Source organism: Bacillus proteolyticus (assembly GCF_001884065.1).
Classification (GTDB): Bacteria; Bacillota; Bacilli; order Bacillales; family Bacillaceae_G; genus Bacillus_A; species Bacillus_A proteolyticus.
On the sequence record NZ_MACH01000070.1, the window covers coordinates 14,847 to 33,976 of the forward strand.

General features: G+C 31.3%; 14 protein-coding genes and 5 pseudogenes. 5 read left to right on the forward strand and 14 right to left on the reverse strand.

What is annotated here, in order from left to right; all coding sequences use genetic code 11:
- Positions 1 to 103 precede the first annotated feature (103 nt).
- Positions 104 to 1,009 (forward strand): BC_2427 family protein, encoded by a 906-nt coding sequence (locus BAQ49_RS10705; RefSeq protein ID WP_071745301.1) that lies wholly within the window; start codon positions 104 to 106, stop codon positions 1,007 to 1,009.
- Between the two features lie 385 nt (positions 1,010 to 1,394).
- Here the strand turns inward: BAQ49_RS10705 and xerS are convergent, their stop codons facing one another.
- The 5 genes and pseudogenes from xerS to BAQ49_RS10730 form a co-directional block, all read right to left on the reverse strand.
- The gene (gene xerS, locus BAQ49_RS10710) at positions 1,395 to 2,471 is read right to left on the reverse strand and encodes a tyrosine recombinase XerS (RefSeq protein ID WP_071745302.1); all 1,077 of its coding nucleotides are present in this window, start codon (positions 2,469 to 2,471) and stop codon (positions 1,395 to 1,397) included.
- A 1,022-nt stretch (positions 2,472 to 3,493) separates the two neighbouring features.
- A pseudogene (locus BAQ49_RS10715) lies at positions 3,494 to 3,682 on the reverse strand (HNH endonuclease); the annotation flags it as partial.
- A gap of 283 nt (positions 3,683 to 3,965) precedes the next feature.
- Positions 3,966 to 4,196 (reverse strand): Cna B-type domain-containing protein, encoded by a 231-nt coding sequence (locus tag BAQ49_RS33485; RefSeq protein WP_244159091.1) that lies wholly within the window; start codon positions 4,194 to 4,196, stop codon positions 3,966 to 3,968.
- A 198-nt stretch (positions 4,197 to 4,394) separates the two neighbouring features.
- Positions 4,395 to 4,790 carry a DUF3224 domain-containing protein gene (locus tag BAQ49_RS10725; RefSeq protein WP_071745304.1) on the reverse strand — a complete coding sequence of 132 codons (396 nt, stop codon included), beginning with the start codon at positions 4,788 to 4,790 and terminating at the stop codon, positions 4,395 to 4,397.
- A gap of 121 nt (positions 4,791 to 4,911) precedes the next feature.
- Positions 4,912 to 5,625, reverse strand: coding sequence for a M15 family metallopeptidase (locus BAQ49_RS10730; protein WP_071745305.1), 714 nt, complete (start codon positions 5,623 to 5,625; stop codon positions 4,912 to 4,914).
- A gap of 258 nt (positions 5,626 to 5,883) precedes the next feature.
- On the opposite strand from BAQ49_RS10730, the gene BAQ49_RS10735 reads away from it, so the two are divergent.
- On the forward strand, positions 5,884 to 6,138 hold the full coding sequence (locus tag BAQ49_RS10735; protein WP_071745306.1) for a SunI/YnzG family protein: 255 nt from the start codon (positions 5,884 to 5,886) through the stop codon (positions 6,136 to 6,138).
- Positions 6,139 to 6,292: 154 nt separating this feature from the next.
- On the opposite strand, the pseudogene BAQ49_RS10740 reads toward BAQ49_RS10735, so the two are convergent.
- Positions 6,293 to 6,748: pseudogene (locus tag BAQ49_RS10740) on the reverse strand (sensor histidine kinase); the annotation flags it as partial.
- A gap of 1,435 nt (positions 6,749 to 8,183) precedes the next feature.
- Between BAQ49_RS10740 and BAQ49_RS10745 the strand changes: the two are divergent.
- Positions 8,184 to 9,227 carry a Fic family protein gene (locus BAQ49_RS10745; RefSeq protein ID WP_071745307.1) on the forward strand — a complete coding sequence of 348 codons (1,044 nt, stop codon included), beginning with the start codon at positions 8,184 to 8,186 and terminating at the stop codon, positions 9,225 to 9,227.
- 673 nt (positions 9,228 to 9,900) lie between these two features.
- Here BAQ49_RS10745 and BAQ49_RS10750 read toward each other — a convergent pair.
- Both BAQ49_RS10750 and BAQ49_RS10755 read right to left on the reverse strand, forming a co-directional pair.
- A pseudogene (locus BAQ49_RS10750) lies at positions 9,901 to 10,590 on the reverse strand (IS6 family transposase).
- A gap of 229 nt (positions 10,591 to 10,819) precedes the next feature.
- Complete coding sequence (locus BAQ49_RS10755; protein ID WP_071745308.1) at positions 10,820 to 12,610, reverse strand: S9 family peptidase; 1,791 nt, start codon at positions 12,608 to 12,610, stop codon at positions 10,820 to 10,822.
- A gap of 294 nt (positions 12,611 to 12,904) precedes the next feature.
- Between BAQ49_RS10755 and BAQ49_RS10760 the strand changes: the two genes are divergently transcribed.
- Positions 12,905 to 13,096 (forward strand): hypothetical protein, encoded by a 192-nt coding sequence (locus tag BAQ49_RS10760; RefSeq protein ID WP_071745309.1) that lies wholly within the window; start codon positions 12,905 to 12,907, stop codon positions 13,094 to 13,096.
- A gap of 102 nt (positions 13,097 to 13,198) precedes the next feature.
- On the opposite strand, the gene BAQ49_RS10765 is transcribed toward BAQ49_RS10760, so the two are convergent.
- A complete protein-coding gene (locus BAQ49_RS10765) occupies positions 13,199 to 13,381 on the reverse strand; it encodes a hypothetical protein (protein WP_071745310.1) in 183 nt (60 codons plus the stop codon).
- Between the two features lie 368 nt (positions 13,382 to 13,749).
- On the opposite strand from BAQ49_RS10765, the pseudogene BAQ49_RS10770 reads away from it, so the two are divergent.
- Positions 13,750 to 14,142, forward strand: a pseudogene (locus tag BAQ49_RS10770) (TetR-like C-terminal domain-containing protein); the annotation flags it as partial.
- 129 nt (positions 14,143 to 14,271) lie between these two features.
- Here BAQ49_RS10770 and BAQ49_RS10775 read toward each other — a convergent pair.
- The 5 genes and pseudogenes from BAQ49_RS10775 to BAQ49_RS10790 all read right to left on the reverse strand — a co-directional run bounded on the left by BAQ49_RS10775 (position 14,272) and on the right by BAQ49_RS10790 (position 18,996).
- Positions 14,272 to 15,003 (reverse strand): lipoprotein BA_5634 family protein, encoded by a 732-nt coding sequence (locus tag BAQ49_RS10775; protein ID WP_071745312.1) that lies wholly within the window; start codon positions 15,001 to 15,003, stop codon positions 14,272 to 14,274.
- Positions 15,004 to 15,035: 32 nt separating this feature from the next.
- A complete protein-coding gene (locus BAQ49_RS10780; RefSeq protein ID WP_071745313.1) occupies positions 15,036 to 17,009 on the reverse strand; it encodes an FtsX-like permease family protein in 1,974 nt (657 codons plus the stop codon).
- Positions 16,984 to 17,754, reverse strand: coding sequence for an ABC transporter ATP-binding protein (locus BAQ49_RS10785; protein ID WP_016130540.1), 771 nt, complete (start codon positions 17,752 to 17,754; stop codon positions 16,984 to 16,986). The genes BAQ49_RS10780 and BAQ49_RS10785 overlap by 26 nt, the downstream gene beginning before the upstream one ends.
- A 143-nt stretch (positions 17,755 to 17,897) precedes the next feature.
- A pseudogene (locus BAQ49_RS33490) lies at positions 17,898 to 17,999 on the reverse strand (sensor histidine kinase); the annotation flags it as partial.
- The gene (locus BAQ49_RS10790) at positions 17,995 to 18,996 is read right to left on the reverse strand and encodes a DUF418 domain-containing protein (protein WP_071745314.1); all 1,002 of its coding nucleotides are present in this window, start codon (positions 18,994 to 18,996) and stop codon (positions 17,995 to 17,997) included. The pseudogene BAQ49_RS33490 and the gene BAQ49_RS10790, both read right to left, overlap by 5 nt.
- Positions 18,997 to 19,130 lie beyond the last annotated feature (134 nt).

The window sequence follows — 19,130 nt, forward strand, 5'->3', positions numbered from 1 at the left end:
AATAAGACAATGTCTTTTTTATTATTATAAAACATATATAATGATGAAAATGGTCGCGTACTAAAAACATATTTTATGAATTTTTTCAGATAGGGGGATGTTGATGAATAGGCCATGGATTGGCAAGGGCATATGGTACAAAATTTACAAGGAGAAAAAGCCGAAGATTCAAGATGATTCATGCGAAATAAGAAAAAAAAAGGAAGGTCTAGAAACTGAATCAGAGCAAGAGGAAGTAAAAGAATTAGAGAAAAAAGAAGTAGAGACAGAATCAGAGCAAGAAGATGTAGAAACTGAATCAGAAATAAAGTCTTCAGTGCGTTCAATGGTAATGAAAACACCATTTTCTATTGTTTCAGAAGTGTCTAGTTTTTTGAAATTCCCTAATATAAGTATGAAAGAACAAGAAGCATTTGTATTTCAAAATGAAAAAAATGCAGGGTGTCGAGAGCTAGATGCAAAGTTATTAACTACAGTGCAATATTATCATGGAAAGCCTTATTGTAAATTAGTTTCTTCAAATCTTCATGAAAAGAGATTGTTTTCAGAATTTTCTAACCTTAAAGTCGAAGATGATATTGAAAAAAATAGGATCGAGGCATCTTCGTTGATTCCTATCCACAGTATGATATTAGAGAAGGAAAGTGAGGGTGAATTTAATGATTATAAAACAGCGAAACTACCAATAGAAATAGGGAGGTATAAAGGTGAAATTAGTTTACGAGAAAAGGTGGTATTTAAAGAAAAAGTCACAGAAATAAAAGATGTGTCACAGGAAATTATTTTGACAAAAAATGAAATTTTATTACCAAAAATAAAAAAGACAGGGCAGACTCCGGTAACAGTTGAAAAAGCGGGCTTACTTGTAGAAGGCTATATCTATCAATGCATTGAATATACTATAGAACAAAGTACATCTCATGATAATGTGTATCAGTTAATGCAAAATATCGTATTGGAATTAACTATCCAAGTATTACAAGAACAAGAAGTGCGAGTGCGAATGTGAATTACAAAAATGATTATATCTCCATTGATTAGAACAAAACTTTATTTGTAGTATACCGAATACTTTTACAAAAAGAATAGCTTTTAATATTTAAAGTGGGATTACACAGAAATACAACATATGTACATTTGTATAAAACCGGAATAAGGGAGAAGAACTATTAATTAGAACTTTACATTAAATTTTAATTTAACGTAAATAACAATTGTAAGAATCTAACTTTTTTATTTATATCTATCAAGAAAGAGTTTTTATATACCAATTAAAGTAGAATTCGAATTATATATTTTTTACATAATAAAATCAAATATTAAACGAATAATATATAGTGTTTAAAACCGTTGGGTAAAAGAATAAAGTTCAGCAATGCAAAATTGCTAAACTCTTATTCTTTATTTTTTCCTATTCTTCCTAAACTATCTTTAATAGTTGTTTCTCCAAGTTGGGTGTATAACAAAGCTGTATCTTGACTGGTATGCCCAAGTTGCTGCATCACTTGTAACGAGTCTTTTTCTTCCATATATAATTTATTTGCTAATGTATGTCTTAATTTATGAGGAGACATTCTTTTTCCATATGCCTTAGTATATTTTTCTACTATATCTTGGATAGCCCTAACTGAAAGAGGCTGTGCAGTATGTTTATATTTCGATAAGAACACATTTTTTAATTCTTTTCCTGGAGCGTATTTGTTATCTCTAATTTCCATATACTTTTCTAGATCATTCAATGCAATGGGGGTAATCCATACTGAATCTTCTTTATTTCCTTTGCGGATCACGTCAATTAGTCTTTCCTTTAAGTTTATATCTTCCAAACGCAGATCGGCTAATTCACTTACACGAATACCACTACCAAGAAAAAGAGAAAGAATAGCTACATCGCGCTCCTTATCTCTTAAAAAATAGAACAACTGATGTTTCGTTAAAGATTTTTCATGTTCATACTTAGCGTAATTTAAAAACTCTTGATCATCATCATTATGAAATATTTTAGACCGCATACGTTTTGCACGGGCATTTAATGTTTCTTTATCTTTATGTATTTCAATCTTAGCCATTACATTTCTATAGAAATAACATTCTCCATCATCATTCTCTGATAAGGCGGTAAGGTACTTAAATAAAGACTTTAAGGCTGAAATTTTTCTGTTAACAGAGGAATTCTGCATGTTTTGTTGTAGTTTTAGAAACCTCATGAAGTTCTCAACATTTTTTTTCTTTAAATTCTCTAAATCAGAGAAGGATATGTCTTTAATGGGCTTTAATTCAATAATTTGTTCAGATAATAACCAATTAAAGAAGACTCTAAAATCATATACATAATTCAGTAGGGTGGAGGGAGAGGCATCATGCAATTCTTTGTACTCCACAAATTCTTCTATGTAAAAGGGCATTTCACTTAAATTTTCGTATAATTTTTTACGATGTACGGATTTTTGACGTTGCTTACTGTAATCCATAAAAATCACCTCATGTATACTATAACAGAAAAACAAAACGAACACAAGTTCGCATAAAATTCAATTTTTACACAGACTTATTTACATAATAAAATTATGTTATATAAAAACGTATGTAAATTTTGAATGGGATAATATAGGTATTCTAATATTAACTATAGACAATCAAGCTTTAAATCTGTATTACGCTATAAAAACAGGTACAAAAACTACATATAACTGTATATAAAATAAAACTAATTTAATGTATTAAATCATACGGAATGTACAAAAAGTGTTTTCAAGTCGTTATAAAATGTGAATTGTTTAGTTTAATTATGGTTTATCAGGAGTTTAGGTCAACATAAGAAAAACTGGCGCAAATTAAAATGATATTTATTATAAAGGTTCTTTGTAAACAAATCAGCATTTGATTATTTTTATATAAAATATGAATTATATGGCTTTAAAACAATACACTAAAATCATGGATATAGGCTTTAAATCCCTAGAGGCTGTATTATATTTTTATAAAACTCTTTTATTGTTCGTAAAATTGGTATTTCGTGCGAAGTTGTAAGGTGTTTATTTTTCCCCCTTTTTATAATTCTTTTATGTTCATCCAACAAAATTCATCATGCACCTTTCATCAGTATGAACATCTTTTAGTTGCAGATACATTCACCTATACATTTTAATATTGATTACATGGTTGCTTATAGGGTATAGCTAGCATATATATACATGTTAAAAAAATTTCAATGCAATACGGGTAACTTTAACTACTTAAGACTAAATAGGTTGTGCTTTACCCAAAACTTAATTGTTTTTATATTGAAAGAGAATGTTTCCTAATAGTCCTGTAAAAAGTATTCTTCATTGTACTTTGTTTATGTGAACATACAGTGATTTTTAATTCTAATGCAGATTTTAAAATATAAATTCGCAATTTCCCCTTCCGTCTCAATAAGATAAGAATTCTTTTCATTTTGAGACGGATTTTACTCCTTTTTTTCGAATATCTATAATATCTCTTATGTAAACTAAATATAAGTAAGTAAACAATTTTTCTTTTTGAATGTGCTTCCTTGTTTTCTATTGTGGTAATCCACACAGATTGTTTCTAGATTATCTATATCTAATAGGATTGTTGAATGATGTTCGAGTTCTTTTATATGATGGATAATGAGTTGCATCTTCCTATGCTTCTGTTGTTTTGCTTTGTATTCATTCATGAAGCTTCCCCCTCCAACTAAGCAATATCAAATGTTAGAATGATAATCCATAAAGGTGTTAAACAAGTGATAAATACTAATGATACAAAACAAGTAGTCTTTTCTATCACATTATTAGATCCCTTCAGTCTATTCATTGGACTTAGAAACGTGGATATACTTTGATCAATTTTTTAACCAATTTTGGTTTTCAACTCGTGGTTATTGTTGTGTCTTCTATTTTTAGCAAATGGCTTGATAATTGCCTAGATAATTATAAACACCGTAAAAAACGCTATAACTAACCCCAATAGGTCGCGATTACTTTGCCATTTTGTAGTAAGTCTACTTTGATCATTTCTGGACGATCTTTCGCATTATCATCTTTCCATGTCTTCGTTCCTTCTATCTTTGTTTGGCCTACTTTTGTATTCGTGATATCATAACCTTTTACTTCTGTTCGGAAGGGTCTCAATGATTCTTTTAAATTGGAGTTGAAAACAGATTTGACAGCTAACTTTTCTGATTCCATGCACTTTATATCATCTTCCTATTGTACGTAGTTGCCCTTCTAGCTAACGGGTGCATTCGCTTAAGATCGGAGCTGTCTTTAAGGCAGCTTTTTCTTATGCAACCAACGGGGCAGGATAGTTAAAAAAGCTCGCTCGACGAAAAGGGCATTCCTAGTATTATAAGGGATGCCCTTTTTACTAAACTAAAGGGTATTTTGTTAGAATTCAAAGTGTAGAATCATTTTACTGGTTTGACCTGTAAACTTATAATTATAGGACCCTTTCAGGTTTTTTAAGTCACCGGTAGCTTTGATGATTGTTGCCGGAGAATCTAGATTTCCTTTATCAAAAATCCCTTGCTCTATGGCTGTAAATGTCCCCCGTTTCCCCTTGTAAGTTCCTTCAAAATGCAGAAATCCAGAAATTTTAGAAGTGGCCAAATGACCATCATCTACGTTTGAATCTAAATAATATAATAAATATTCAACAAAAGCTTTTCCTTTTAATTCACCATCAATATCATATTCGACATGGGCAATATTAATAGGGAAACCTTTTCTAGTGTCATCGACTGGCTGTTCATCCCATTTGCTTACTGTAAATGTTACCTCCATACGCGTAAACCTCCCTTCATTATTAGATGAGTAATCTTTTTAGAAAAATTGTATTAATTATCAACAATATTATTTTGTCGAACAAAATATATACATTCTTCAAGCGATTAAATATCTCCTCTTATTCCATATTCATATATTCTTCTAAAGTTAAGTGTTTCTTATATATATTTTCAGCAATATCTCCAACGTAGCGTATGTGCCAAGGCTCATACGCATATCCAGTAATACTCTCCTTACCTTTTGGGTAACGAATGATAAACCCTGCACGATGTGCGTTATCTTTTAGCCATTTGCCTTCCTTCGTATTCGCAAAGGATAGCTCTAGTTCATTGTTCGCGCTTTTAGAAGAAACATCCATTGTTAACCCTGTTTGATGTTCACTATGTCCAGGCTTTGCCGAGAAACGATCCGTATGCTCTTGCCCATTCTTTTTAACATTGCTGGCATACAGATTCTTTTGATACTCATAGGAACGAAATCCTGAAACTGCATTCAGCTGAATTCCTTCTTGTTTTGCTAAATCAAATAACTTTTCTAGTGCGTCAGCTGCCTCTTTACGAAGGTGACTCTTTTCTACCGTTCCACTAAATGAGAATGGTACATTTGGGACAACTAAATCATTTGGCTTATAGTTTTCAGGCAATCCATATTCCTTATTCACTACAGCCTCAATACTAGCAAAAGAACTTTCTTTCTCTTTATTTATGGAGTTTTCACGATTTTCATAGTTTGTCCTATTTGGTCCTTTACCAATAGATATGTTGGTGTAAAGAATAAAAATACCTAACACCACAATCATACAAGTGAAGATTCCTACTAATTTAAGTCTCATAATTCATTTCCTTCCTGCCACTCTAAATGTTTCTCGTTCATCATACTGCAACCATATCAAATTCATATTAACTTGATGTGAACTTTTGTTCTTAACATATTTTATAACAGAAAGACAGCATATCCTTCTATACGTTGGAAAGGCTTTAGATACGAACACGTAGAAACCAATTCTAGTCGTACATATAGATAAATAACCTTAAAATTTGTATAATAAAATTAGAAGTGTAGCATTCTATTATAGAAAGGTCTTGGTATAATGCTAGGTATTGATGTAAAAAAAACAGAAGAAGAATTAATAATTAAATGGCAATTGGCGAAGGTTACAATCCCTTTACGCGATGTGATTGAGGTTACTGAAGATGCTACGTATGCTGGCGTTGAAGATGCTAGTGCAATTCGTATTGGAACAGCCTATGGAACTACAGATCGTATTTTAATAAAGACGGTAAAACAAAATTATGTATTATTTACTACGAATAAAGTGTCGATTTTAAATGCAATTCATGCTTAACAATGAATATATAAACGGACTCAAACAAAGTTCAAATTAAGTAAAAAGGTGCGAAGCCATAGAATTGACTTCACACCTTTTTTAAAGCAATCTATATGAATGAAAATCCCCTTTAATACTTCAGTAAGGTCTACGCCACTTCTGTTACACCTTACTACTTTGTATCCCATCTTTCTAAACAGAAGTAGAACAATACCCCATCTTCTGTGTTGGTTACACCGTACTCTGCATCATGTAATTCGAATATGTTTTTTACAATCGATAGACCCAGGCCCGTGCCGCCACAAACTCGTTTTCTAGATTTATCCACTCTATAAAATTGATCCCAAATTTTCTCTATATTTTCTTCCGCAATATGTGAACCTTTATTTTCAAACCCTATATATACGCCATGTTCTTCCTCTTTTACCTCAATCACAATGGTTTGTCTCGCATCTGTATAACGAATTGCATTCGAGAACAAATTCGTTATCACTTGTTCCAATAAGTTTGCTTTCCCCTTTACGCGCACTTCATCTATATTTGTTTTGATTTGCAGTGATTTTTCATGAATTTGAACATGCAGATCGTTTTGAGCCTGATGTATCAAACTCCCTATAGGAACTGGCTCATATATAGATAAACGAACAAATCACTAATAAATATATTAATATCTCTCATACATTGGTACATTTATTATTATTTTTAATCTCATATAAAAATAAAATAAATACAATTACTCTATTTTGTAACATTATGTATTAAAAGAGGAATAAAAACCCCGATTAATTTTACGAAAAATTCAAACATTAAACCGAATAATTATATTTAACCTCATGTAAAAAAACAATTTTAAAGTAAAAAAGTCTGGAAGAAACCGATAATATCAGTTTCTTCCAGACTTTCCACTTCTGTTATACAACATAAAAATACGTCATTTCCAAGGTTAAGTTCACACATAGTCTCTAAACCCTAAAAAAACAATAAATATTATTGTTATATTCTCATGGTTAATCCACGCAAATCCTTTAATCTTAGAAATATACTCCTATAAAGGTCCACATAACTAATGTAATATATATTGATTAGCTTCTAGATGTTAAAACTCATAAATTAAAAGTACGAGGCAAATTAAAACAAGCGGTACAATAAGCTCATAAAATACTCCTACAAAGTCAAACTATACCCTAATTACCTATAAAATACCTAAGATATCCAACTTAACTTTATAGTCCTTGTTAATAGCCACCTTCTACCCTGGAATTCCTTATCATAAACTAATTATCAATAGATTGTTAATTCAGGGATTAACTTACAATTCATTTTCCCCTATCTCATACTAATAATTTATTATATTATTTTTACCTAATAAGGCACAGAAACAAAAGAAAAACTTCAGTGTGCTTGAGTTTTATTATAAATATAAACGTTTTAGGGTTAAACGCTTAAAGGGTACTTTAGTACTGAGTTTTTATTAAATGTTCCTGTACCTAATATTTAAATTAGCGTATGTCAAAATATTTTACAATACAAGTGTTAAATGTTACACCTTTCTATGTTTAATGATACATTTCATCAAAATACCTCCCCTTATCTTTATACTAAATACAGAAAATTAAGCTCGTTAGGATTTAATTTTAAAATCCTCATAATATCAAATAATAGATTAGGCACATAATTGTCACAAATTAATAGGTTATCTATTTTTTTTCACCTATGAAAACTTTATTACCACTTCAATATTTACTCCTAAACTAAAACACATCTATACCTACAATTACTTAACAATCTTTTAAATAATCTTTCAAAAAAGTTGATAGTTTTATATTTTTCATTTTTTTATTGTACATTTGTACAATTGATGTTAGGATTATGCCTAATAAAATTGAATCCTAACGATTCTTCTTTATAATTTCTATATTTTAATTGTTAAATAAAAATATAGATTCTGAAATACATTAAAAACCAGAACAAAAATGTCGTTATTTTACAATAACGTCGTGGAATACCTTTAGAATGGAAAGATATACGCAACAACGTGTTAAGGGGTTACAGGGGGAACAAAAATGAGAGACTTTTTTGATGATAAGTATAAAAATATTGAATTAAAAAGGAGGTTAATAAATTTAATAAGTGAAATTAGCGAATTCAAAGGAAAATTAGCTGCTTATCAGGAACAAAACCCTGACATATTTAATAGTTTAGAAAGAACTATACCACTACATTACATAAAAAATTTCACAACTATTTATGAGGATATAAAAGTTCCTAATAAAAGATTAAAAGAACTTATTTTAGATGATATAGTACCTCAAAATATTTCGGAAGATGCTATTTTTTGTTATTATCAAACACTTTCTTTTGTACATAAAAACTCCTGTACTTTATTAATCAATCCAGCAACTATACAGGAATTACATTTTCAACTAATACATTACATTACCTCTGACAGTGCCAAATGGCGTGAAAAACCTTTTATTATTCCAGGTATTCCAGAACATGGAATGCACTTGAATAGTTACCGCATTCTTCCGCATGAACTTATTCCACAGTTTATGAAGCAATTATGTGATCAATACAACTCATTAAATACTAGTAAAGGGCTACATTCGCTTTTATTAATAGCTCGTTTTATATTAAATTTTTATTGCATAGTCCCTTTCAATCAAGGTAATGGCAGGCTGGCATTTATGTTAATGCAATTGTTGTTAATTAAGAGCGGACATACATTTGTAAAATATGTATGTTTGGATAAATATATTAAGAAAAATGAATCTGATTATTACAATTCGATTTATAAATCTTCGGTGAATTGGTACTGCGAGGAACATAATATTAGCTTTTGGTTAAAAACGTTTTTAACAATTATATTAGAGGCTTACAAAGATCTTCATAACACAGTTCTAGATTCTATATGTAAACATACTAAAGTTGAGAGAATTCAGGATTTTATACTTAAACAAAAACAACCCTTTACTAAGGAGAGTATTCGTAACACTTATCCAGACATTGCAGAGAGTACAATCAGTAAGGCTTTAAATTCCTTGCAATTGTTTGGCCATATTAAGCTAGTTACAAAAGGGAGAAACGCAAAGTGGACTAAAGTTTGACCATACTTTTAAAACTCTTACGGTTCAAAAATTCAATTATAACTTTATCAATGATTTTCATGACTTTGGACTCAAATTCATTGAATTTCATTTTAATTTTAGGCTATTATTACTACAAAACATTTTATAGGAAAAGGTAAGTTTTCCTCCACCTTTTCCTATAAAATTATTATATTTAAACACAGAAAATTTGTCGGAAAAAGTCGTATTTTAATATTTTTTCTTTATTTTCTGGTTGTAAACGTTTCAATTTCATGTTACCATCTTAATCAAACAATAGATGGTAATAAAAATGAAAGTATTTCTTTCCCTTAGAAACATATAAACGTACGGTAATATCAAGAAAATAAGGCCAAAGAAATATTTGATACCTACTAAAATAACCAATAGGAATTTTGCACGTTATTTTTTCTGTTAATTCTGAAAAAATCATTTTGTCCCTAAACAAAATTTGTTAGCGTCCAAAATTCAAATACACTAAAGCACCCAAATAAATGTAATGTCCTTTTTAATCGAGCATTAAGGTATGAAAAAAGAATTCTTCCTACAAAAATTCAGCTGATTAACTTAAAGACATTTAAATTACTACCTTAATTGCCTTCTATTGTTGAGAAAATAGGTTGTGTTGCAAAGTTAAAAAAACATACACTTGTTTACAAAATAAGGTTATAGTTTAAGCAGTTATGAATAATTGCTGTAGTTCATTGTACGTCGAAAAAACGAAGTTTGGTTGGTGCAAACTTCGTTTTCGTTTATATAGCGCATGGATGGTTTCAATACCTTTCAAGGTACGTGAAGCATGGCGAAGAGTTTGAAATCCAGAAGATTTGACAAAGCGCCGCTTTACATGTCGATGATCTTGTTCAATCAGGTTATTGAGGTGCTTGACGGTACAATGTTTCGTACTTCCTTAAAAGCCGTTCTTTTTCAGTTTTTCGAACGCACAAAGTAAGGCGGGAGCCTTGTCTGTAGTAAGAACCGTTGGTTCTCCAAAGGTTTTGACGAGTCGTTTCATAAACATATAAGCCGCTTGATGATCGCGTGTTTTACGAATTTGAAAATCAAGCGTATGTCCATCGTTATCCACTGCACGATATAGATAGCACCATTCTCCTTTGACTTTGATATAGGTTTCATCTAAATGCCATAATAATTGAGCAGTTTTATTTTTCTTTTTCCAGATTTGATAAATCAAATTGCCATATTCATGGACCCAACGCATGATTGTTGTAGGGTGCACGGAAATTCCTCGTTCCCGTAGGATTTCAGATACATCACGATAGCTTAAAGAAAAACGACAGTAATAGCCAACGGCTACCAAAATAATATCTTTTTTGAATTGTTTTCCTTTAAAATAGCCCATACATGATGCTCCTCAAATCATTTTCCTTACATTTTAACTTCGCTTAGAAATCTTTGCAACACAACCCCGATGCGCTTCGTTAAGAGGCGTGCTAGCTTCTGGTTTATCTATTATGACTTAAGTAGTTTAGTTGGCAATTATTTTTATGAAAATTTAAAACTAACCTAAAAAGGCTTGTAGCAGATACTATCACTTTTTCAAATCAATACAAGATTAATTGGAATTTGCTTCATTTATGCTTTTCTAAAAATTTGATTATACGACGATATACATGTATCTCATTTTCTTTCTTTGAAAATCCATGTCCCTCATCGTCTAGTACAAGGTATTCTACATCCACCGCTTTATCCTTAAGAGCTTGGAAAATTCGATCCGACTCCGATTTTACAACTCGAGGGTCATTTGCCCCTTGTATGATAAGAAGCGGTTTATTCATTTGATGTAAATATGTGATTGGCGAATCTTTTCTAAGCTTATCTTTGTCTTTCTTAACATCACCAATTAAATTAACTGCAAGTGGCTTCCAATTCTCAGGCATAGATTCTATAAAACTAAATAAATCACTAGGGCCAAAAATATCTACGGCTGCACGGAAATACTCTGAATGACGCCCGTAGAGTAATAAAGTCATATACCCTCCATAACTACCGCCCACAACGAATAATTTATTAGGAGTTGAAATACCCTGCTTAAATAGCCATTCTATTCCTGCTACACAATCTAATCGAGGGGCTTCTCCCCAATCACCTTCAATCATTTTCGTAAATGTTGAACCATACCTTGTACTACCTCTAAAGTTTGGAGCGAAAATAGTATAACCTTGCCCTAATAAATATTGAAACATTGCTCTGAACTTTTTCGTCTCAGCACTTTGTGGACCACCATGAGGCCAGAATATAGTATATCCATTTTGCACTCCTTTTTTAGCTTGGAATAACAATGCTTCTATGATTAACCCATCAAACGAAGAATACGTAACAACATCAGGCTCCACAAGAGTATCTTCTGAAAGCCCAACTACATGGTTTCTAGTCAAAGCTATCCATTCGATACTATCAGACTCCTTACAGTAGATATTCGCTGTTTTCGTCGCACTTTCACCCAATAAGTATAAGTTTCCAGACTTAGCGACATGAATTTGTTTGATCGTATCTACTGGAGTATCTAATAAAGTTAATTCCTGCTTACCCCATTCAAATCTATATAATTTATCTGTAACACCTTTGGCAGTAACAATGTAACAAGTTGCTGATCCTGGGTGCCATTTTATATCAGATATGTCTTCACCTTCTATTTTGCAAATTGGCTTGAATTTCTTTTCATTCAAATCAAAAGAAGCTACATAGGAAAACTCCTCTTCATAATTTGTAACAAAAATCACTGTATTTTCATCGACATAACAAACGGATGCTATGGTGTGCTCTAGCTCGCTGGAAGGTACTATACAAATGAATTCTTCTCCACTTTTCACATATCCTACATTATATGTATTACTATATGACTTTAAGACAATGTAATTTGTTTCATTCGGGCTCACTGCCTCCACATATGTAGGTGTCTCTGTACCGGTAAACAGGAGAGTATCTTCTTTTGTACGTATATTATAACAACGTGAGTTTAAGAACCTTGGGTTATCTTTACTTGTGACATAGTATAGTCTTTCTCCATCCGCTGTTAAATGCACATAATAATCTTTTTCTTTCTCTCCTGCCGGAATCAACTCAAGCAATTCTCCACCCACTGGTTTCAATGCATAAATATGATAGTTTTCATCTCCATCTTTATCAAATCCAGCTAAAATAAATCTATTCGAGGGATCTATTTTAATAAAATTACTTGGTTGATTACAATATGTTAAGGGATAAGGGTATAAATTAGGTAAATCTATCGACCATAAATTAAAATGCCCATTTAAGTTTGTATTGAAAAGTAATCTTCTTTCATCTTCACTCACCGTAAAATCACTAATACTATATGACCTGAAAAATTGCTCAGCATTTTCTTTCGGAAATTGAATCATATTACATCCTCCATCCTATTTTGCATTAGAAAATTCAGAAATAAATATATATTATTATTCGCCGTTCCCATATATACCCCTTTTGACTTTCATTAAGTTCACTTTTATTTTCTAGTCACACTCTCATATGAATAGCATAAAAAGAAAGGGCAAGTTCTCACAGTAAGAGTTTGCTCTTTCTTGTATATTTAGAATATAATTATATTCTTTTATAATGTATCATAGATTTATATAGTAAGGTTTAAAACACCTAATAGAAAATATATTTGATTAAATAAGAAAGGAGGGGTAGTTATGTTGAAACAAGGATGGAGTAAGTTTAAACGTAAGTGTAAATCCCCTAAAGACTGTTTACGAAAAGCTTTAGACTTTATTTTTAGCGAAATCATATGGGATTCTATTTCCAAAGTTTTCCTTAAACTGTTATGGGCGTTTAAAGGTATGGGAAAAGGTTTGAAACGCCTAATAGATAGCATATTTACATAATTTTCGTTATTGGAAGTATACTTAAGACCATCTTTAACTTAATAGGAGTCTAAAAAGTCCTCTAGTTTGTTTAACTGGAGGACTTTTTATCACTTTTTTGTTTTATTTTTTCTCACTAATTTTAAGCCGTTTTGCATTTATGAAAAATGCGCTTCCAATTATGAATATAACGGAAGAGATATACATTGTTATCCCTGAGTATTTATTATCGAATATTGTAATATCAAGTAAATTAATGAACATTATCAATATAAGTGATATGTACAATCCATTAATATATTTCACTTATGCCCCCCTTTTACTATATTTTTTTTCTTTTCTTTTTCATCTCTTTTTTTCGGTAACTCCTATGTGATAAATAGTGGTTTCTAAAGGCATTATTTATTACATCCTTTTTCCCTATTTTACCATTTGAGAGAGGTGATATGTTGTATGATTTTAGTTGTATATTGTATACATGATCAGTTAACATAACGTCTCATTATCAGCAGCGAAGAAAAAGACGAATCCCTACTCTCACAAGGGAATCGTCTTTTTTGGGGTAGCGTCACATTGCTATCTAGCTAAGAAATACAAATACCTCCAAAACGAGAAAATGTACATTTTTTTAGTTTTGGAGGTTATAAAATCCTTAAGTTGATGGGCATGTGGCGGTACCCTATGCCCATGTGCAGGGACATCAAATAGATTTTTCGAAACTCGAGGAAGTTTTACAATCGATATTTGAGTGTATGGTAAAACATGCAGACTTTTATAAAACCATGTTTGGGCCTCATGGCATTCATGATTTCAACCTACAAATGCAGCAGACTATTATGGATAATCTTGAACGAAATTACATTGAGCTTAAAATTGGAGAACATGACTCAGATATTCCAAAGGATATGGTATTACGTTTCTTCACTTCCTGTGTTGTTGGGATGGCAATTTGGTGGCTTCAAAATGACATGAAATATTCACCAAAATATACTGCACAACAGTTAGTGAAGCTTATGACTAAAGGACCCTTTTGTGCAGTAGGTTTTACTTTTTTTAATGAGCGCTAGAAAGAGCAACTATACCAGGAATTGCAAAGGGTTCTGGTGCAAAAATAATCATCTTTGAAAAAATCAATAAATGATTTTTTCAAAGATGATTAATATGTTCTAAACTTTTATTCTATATAAAAGTAATTTTTACTTTTCTGTAATATTTACAAATTCAACGGCTCCCTTACCCTCAGTACCTAAAGCCGTATTCACTTTATCTATTTCCTTACTTAATTCTGGTGCTTTCCCTTGATTGAGTAAATTAAGATTCCCAAAAGATTTATTAAAAGATAGAATCTGTCTAGTTTTTTCTTCCCCATTTATTTCTTTAAATAATGTATCATCTACAATTAATAGGATTGCGTTGGATCCACCACGATATGGCGCTAGCCATACATCACCTTCGTATTGAGTACTCATTTTTTTCCCATCATATGTTATTTCTTTTAAGTCCTTATATTCTTTATTTGCAAATAAGATAATTTCATCTTTTTTTCTTTTTGGTAAAGAGGCAATAGGGACTGAAGATGTGAGCCCACTATTATTATCCCTTTCACGTATAAGCCCCTTTTTATTCATTTTTTCAGCAGTTGTTCTGCTTATAAATAGTAAATTACTAGGAGTATCCCCAAATTGTGTCGGGAGCTTTATGTTGAGTTTGTTATTATCTATGCTCCCCTCTTTTATTTTGAATTGCTCTTGTGATATGGTTATATCTTTGTATAGGTCTATTATAGAATTTCTTGTTTGTTCATTTAACTGCTCTACCTCTATTGAAAGCCCATTTGCCGGGGAGTTTTTTGCACCAAAGAATGAACATGCTCCTAACAAGGTAATCGAAATACCAGCTACTATTAATAACCCAAGTCTTTTTTTCATCCTATATTCTCCTTCTTTTTATTATTTTTGAATTAAAAAATCGTTTTATACATTTTTTTCAAGTATTGAGAACGAACAAAGTAAAAGTATATAATTTGCAAAACTAAGAAACAAACCAATACTATAACGGAACTACCCAAGACTGAAAAATTAGCTAACTTTTGTAAGGCGATAAAAGCAACCGAACTATGTGTAATCGCTATTGAAATTGGTAAAAAGAATAACAATGTAAGTTGACGTGACACAACTTTCTTTAATTCCGGTTTGCTTAAACCGACCTTTGCTATCATTTTATATTGCTGCTGATTTCGTTCTAAGTCTGTATATAATCGGAAATATAAAAAGCTTGCAGCAAACGTAAAGAAAACAATGCCTATTAATACACTCATGATGGATGCAAGTCCAAAACCTTGTTTCATCACTATCCATGTAGATATTAAAGAAGAAAATTTATATTGTTCGTTGTATAATACAGGCTCATGTATACCTTCATTATCTTTCTGAAGAGTAGTCACGATTTTTTCAGCAACTTTTTTCGTGTTCTCCCAATCCTTCACAATAAAACCATTAATGGTGGATTCACCACGGTAATTCTCTGGATCCACTATCATTTGATTATATACAGCGTCTGGTATAATAATTGTCGTTATGTTTGTATCTTGTAGTTCTTTTGGCGTTAGTGTTTTATTTACATGCATATCTATTTTTATATTTCTATGCGACAATCGAAAGTTATTTTGATTCGATTTTGTATTAGCGAATTTTCTTGCAGGTATGACAATACTATCATTTTCATTTTTTAATCTTTCTTTTTCAAAACCAAATGCCTCAGCTAACTTATTATAATCACTTATTTTTATAACGCTTAATAATACATTACTGTTATAAAGGGTATCTGGAATTTGTTTTATTGAATAAGCTACTTGTTTGAATTTAAACCCACCATTATTGAGTTCGCTTTCTATTTTTTTTAGATGCTCTTTTTCTAAAGGATTATTATTATTATAGGACTGATAAGAAAATGCAAAGGGACTATTCGATTCAGCCATAGATGAGTTACCTAATCCCATACAAGTTCCAACTGCAGTGAAAGCAACGGCAGATATAATAGTGACCATAAAAAACATTTTTGCATTATCTTTTAATTGATACACTAAATCTGAGATGGTGAGTATGTTTGTTTTCTTAAAGAAAATATTTTCCCTTTTCTTTAATGCACGTAACACATATACACTGAGCTGTGTAAATAAGAAGTACGTTCCAAGTACAACAAAGCTCACCCCTGTCGCCATCATGAATAATACATATTTCATATCCTTATATTGAATTGCATTAACACTATGGAATACACCCGTATATCCTAATCCAATACAAATAAGTGCGATTAAAGACAGCCAAAAGGATGCTTTGGGTTCAGGCTTTGGCTTTTCTTCTGCTTTTATTAATTCTACTAATTGCTCTACATTTACTAGTCGAGAAGTGAAAAGTGAAATAAATAAAAATAATAAGAAGAAAGCTCCAAATGTTATTCCAATAGCTTTAAAGGGCATGTAAAATGGGAGTCCTTTATCAATCATTAGCAGATTGTTGCTCATAATTAAGATAAACTTAGAGAACGCCATTCCAATTGTAATTCCTGTTAAAATAGAAGCGATTCCAATTATTGTATTTTCAATAAATATTAATTTATTCAACTGTGAACGTGACATCCCATGTAGCATTAGAATTCCAAAATCTTTTTTTCTTGTTTTTAAAAATGCACTTACAGAATATAAGATAAAGAAGAATGAGAAGAAAAATATTAACCCCTGCGATATCTGTAATCCTGACTTTGCAAATGTATTGATTGTTACACTGGCAGCAAGATCGCCTTGTAAATTAGGATGAAATGCAAGTAATGCATAAGTAAAGAAAATCATAATAGCAAACGTACTACTTAAAAAATGAGCCAAATATGTTCGTTTACTTCGAATGACGTTATTAAATGCGAACTGTCGAAAAGTCATTTGCATTTCCTCCTAATAATGCTAAAACCTCTAGAATTTTTTGATAGAATACTTTGCGATTATCTCCACAATAAATCTCATTGTATAACTGTCCATCTTTGATAAACACAATGCGATCACAATAACTTGCAGCCATTGCATCATGTGTCACTAACATCATCGTTGTGCTATTCTCTTTATTAAGCTTTGTCAATAATCCCATCACATCACTAGCAGATTTTGAATCCAGATTTCCTGTAGGCTCATCCGCAAGTAATAATTTCGGATTATGAATAGTAGCTCGCGCGATTGCTGTTCTTTGTGCTTGCCCACCAGAAATTTCATACGTACGTTTATCTAATATTTCAGTTATCCCTAGTTTTTCAGCAATAGCTTCCACTTTCCCTTCCATTTCTCTAGGGCTTACACCATCAAGCGTAAGTGGAAGAACAATATTTTCTTTCACTGTCAGTGTATTAAGGAGATTAAATGATTGAAAAACAAACCCTAATTCACGTCTTCGAAATAAAGACAACTGATCTGGAGATAACAGATATGGATTTTCTCCATGAATTAATACTTCTCCTGATGTTGGAGCATCTATAGTAGACACCATATTTAATAGCGTTGTTTTACCACTCCCAGATGGTCCCATAATTCCTACAAATTCACCTTTGTTTATTTTTAAATCAATATGGGATAATGCTGTATAAGAAATTTTCCCAGGATAAACTTTCCCTAAATCTGAAACATGTAGTATCTCCACAAGTTTTTCACCTTCCATTTCTCTTTTCGATACATGAAGTGTAACCTATACTTAGTATGTCTCATATCGATTTCCCTAACATTTATCTAACAAGTTTGTAAGATTCAAAAGAAAAAACCGATGAAAAGTCTACCTTTCATCGGTTAACGAGATGCATACGGGAATACGATTCTAACTTTTGTTCCCTTACCTACCTCAGATTCTAGCTCAATCTTATGATTTAATTTTTCACATACTTCTTTAACAGGTTTTGTTTTCTTTAAAATTAGAATCTTTCGCGAATGAATCTACAATTCGAATTTTCTTCCAATATATCCCGATACGCCATATCCATTCTAAAGGTCCCATTCTGAAGTACTTTAACCATATGTTACTATAAATAATTTGTATAACAATAATGGATAGACCGATACCTAAATAGGTTAAGAATGAGAATTTTCCATTTTCTAAATAGTCAAAAACAATAGATGTGTGCACTATAAAGTTTGACATAGACATTCGGCCAAATGCGATTAAACATGAGAACATACTTCTTACCATGGGAATCATACTTAAAATGGTAAAGCAAACAATATAAAATAGGGGCAGTACGAAAGAACTAAAATTATTCATCCAGCCATAAGAATAGTATGTTAAAAAGAAAAGGAGGACTAAACCTGTTACAAGTAATACCTTATATCTTTGTAGGTGATTGAAAAAAGATACTTGTCCTAAAAATATCCCTAAAATAACCATTGAAAACCCGCTTAACATGCTTACTAAAGATACAATTTGATTATTAGTTGATTCACCTTCAATTAAAACCATGTCACGTGTGAACCAAATTAATATTGCAATAGCGATAAAAACGATAATGTTAATCATCGGTGGTATATACTGAAATACAAATCCTATTAGCCCATAAATTGCATACATAATAAATAATCCACCGGCAGGGACCCCTACAAATGTACATGTAACACCAATTAATAACAGGATAATAAAACGCCGGATATATATTAAATTTGCCCTTTCACCCCTCTTCTTTAAATTTGACATTAATAATGCAGAAGATAAGCCTAGAAGGAACATAAATATATAAATAAATTTGGATACCATGAAAGTGTAAACGAAAGAGCTAAAATAAGGATGGGCATCAGTGCTCACCATACTCGTGTTTTGAAATATATTTGTAAAAGTAATGCCTATAAGCGCAAATCCCCGTAAATAATCAACTATTTCAATACGTTGCTTTTGTATCATAATTCCTTTCTCCTTTCAGTTTTGATTCTACATACAATGTACATATTGCATAGGATTTTTCCTATCGATTTCCCTAACATTTATCTAACAAGTTTGTAAGATTCAAAAGAAAAAACCGATGAAAAGTCTACCTT

Coding starts and splice junctions, on each gene's coding strand:
- BAQ49_RS10705 (WP_071745301.1), top strand. CDS start 104: ATGAATAGGCCATGGATTGGCAAGGGCATATGGTACAAAATTTACAAG.
- xerS (WP_071745302.1), bottom strand. CDS start 2,471: ATGGATTACAGTAAGCAACGTCAAAAATCCGTACATCGTAAAAAATTA.
- BAQ49_RS33485 (WP_244159091.1), bottom strand. CDS start 4,196: ATGGAATCAGAAAAGTTAGCTGTCAAATCTGTTTTCAACTCCAATTTA.
- BAQ49_RS10725 (WP_071745304.1), bottom strand. CDS start 4,790: ATGGAGGTAACATTTACAGTAAGCAAATGGGATGAACAGCCAGTCGAT.
- BAQ49_RS10730 (WP_071745305.1), bottom strand. CDS start 5,625: ATGAGACTTAAATTAGTAGGAATCTTCACTTGTATGATTGTGGTGTTA.
- BAQ49_RS10735 (WP_071745306.1), top strand. CDS start 5,884: ATGCTAGGTATTGATGTAAAAAAAACAGAAGAAGAATTAATAATTAAA.
- BAQ49_RS10745 (WP_071745307.1), top strand. CDS start 8,184: ATGAGAGACTTTTTTGATGATAAGTATAAAAATATTGAATTAAAAAGG.
- BAQ49_RS10755 (WP_071745308.1), bottom strand. CDS start 12,610: ATGATTCAATTTCCGAAAGAAAATGCTGAGCAATTTTTCAGGTCATAT.
- BAQ49_RS10760 (WP_071745309.1), top strand. CDS start 12,905: ATGTTGAAACAAGGATGGAGTAAGTTTAAACGTAAGTGTAAATCCCCT.
- BAQ49_RS10775 (WP_071745312.1), bottom strand. CDS start 15,003: ATGAAAAAAAGACTTGGGTTATTAATAGTAGCTGGTATTTCGATTACC.
- BAQ49_RS10780 (WP_071745313.1), bottom strand. CDS start 17,009: ATGACTTTTCGACAGTTCGCATTTAATAACGTCATTCGAAGTAAACGA.
- BAQ49_RS10790 (WP_071745314.1), bottom strand. CDS start 18,996: ATGATACAAAAGCAACGTATTGAAATAGTTGATTATTTACGGGGATTT.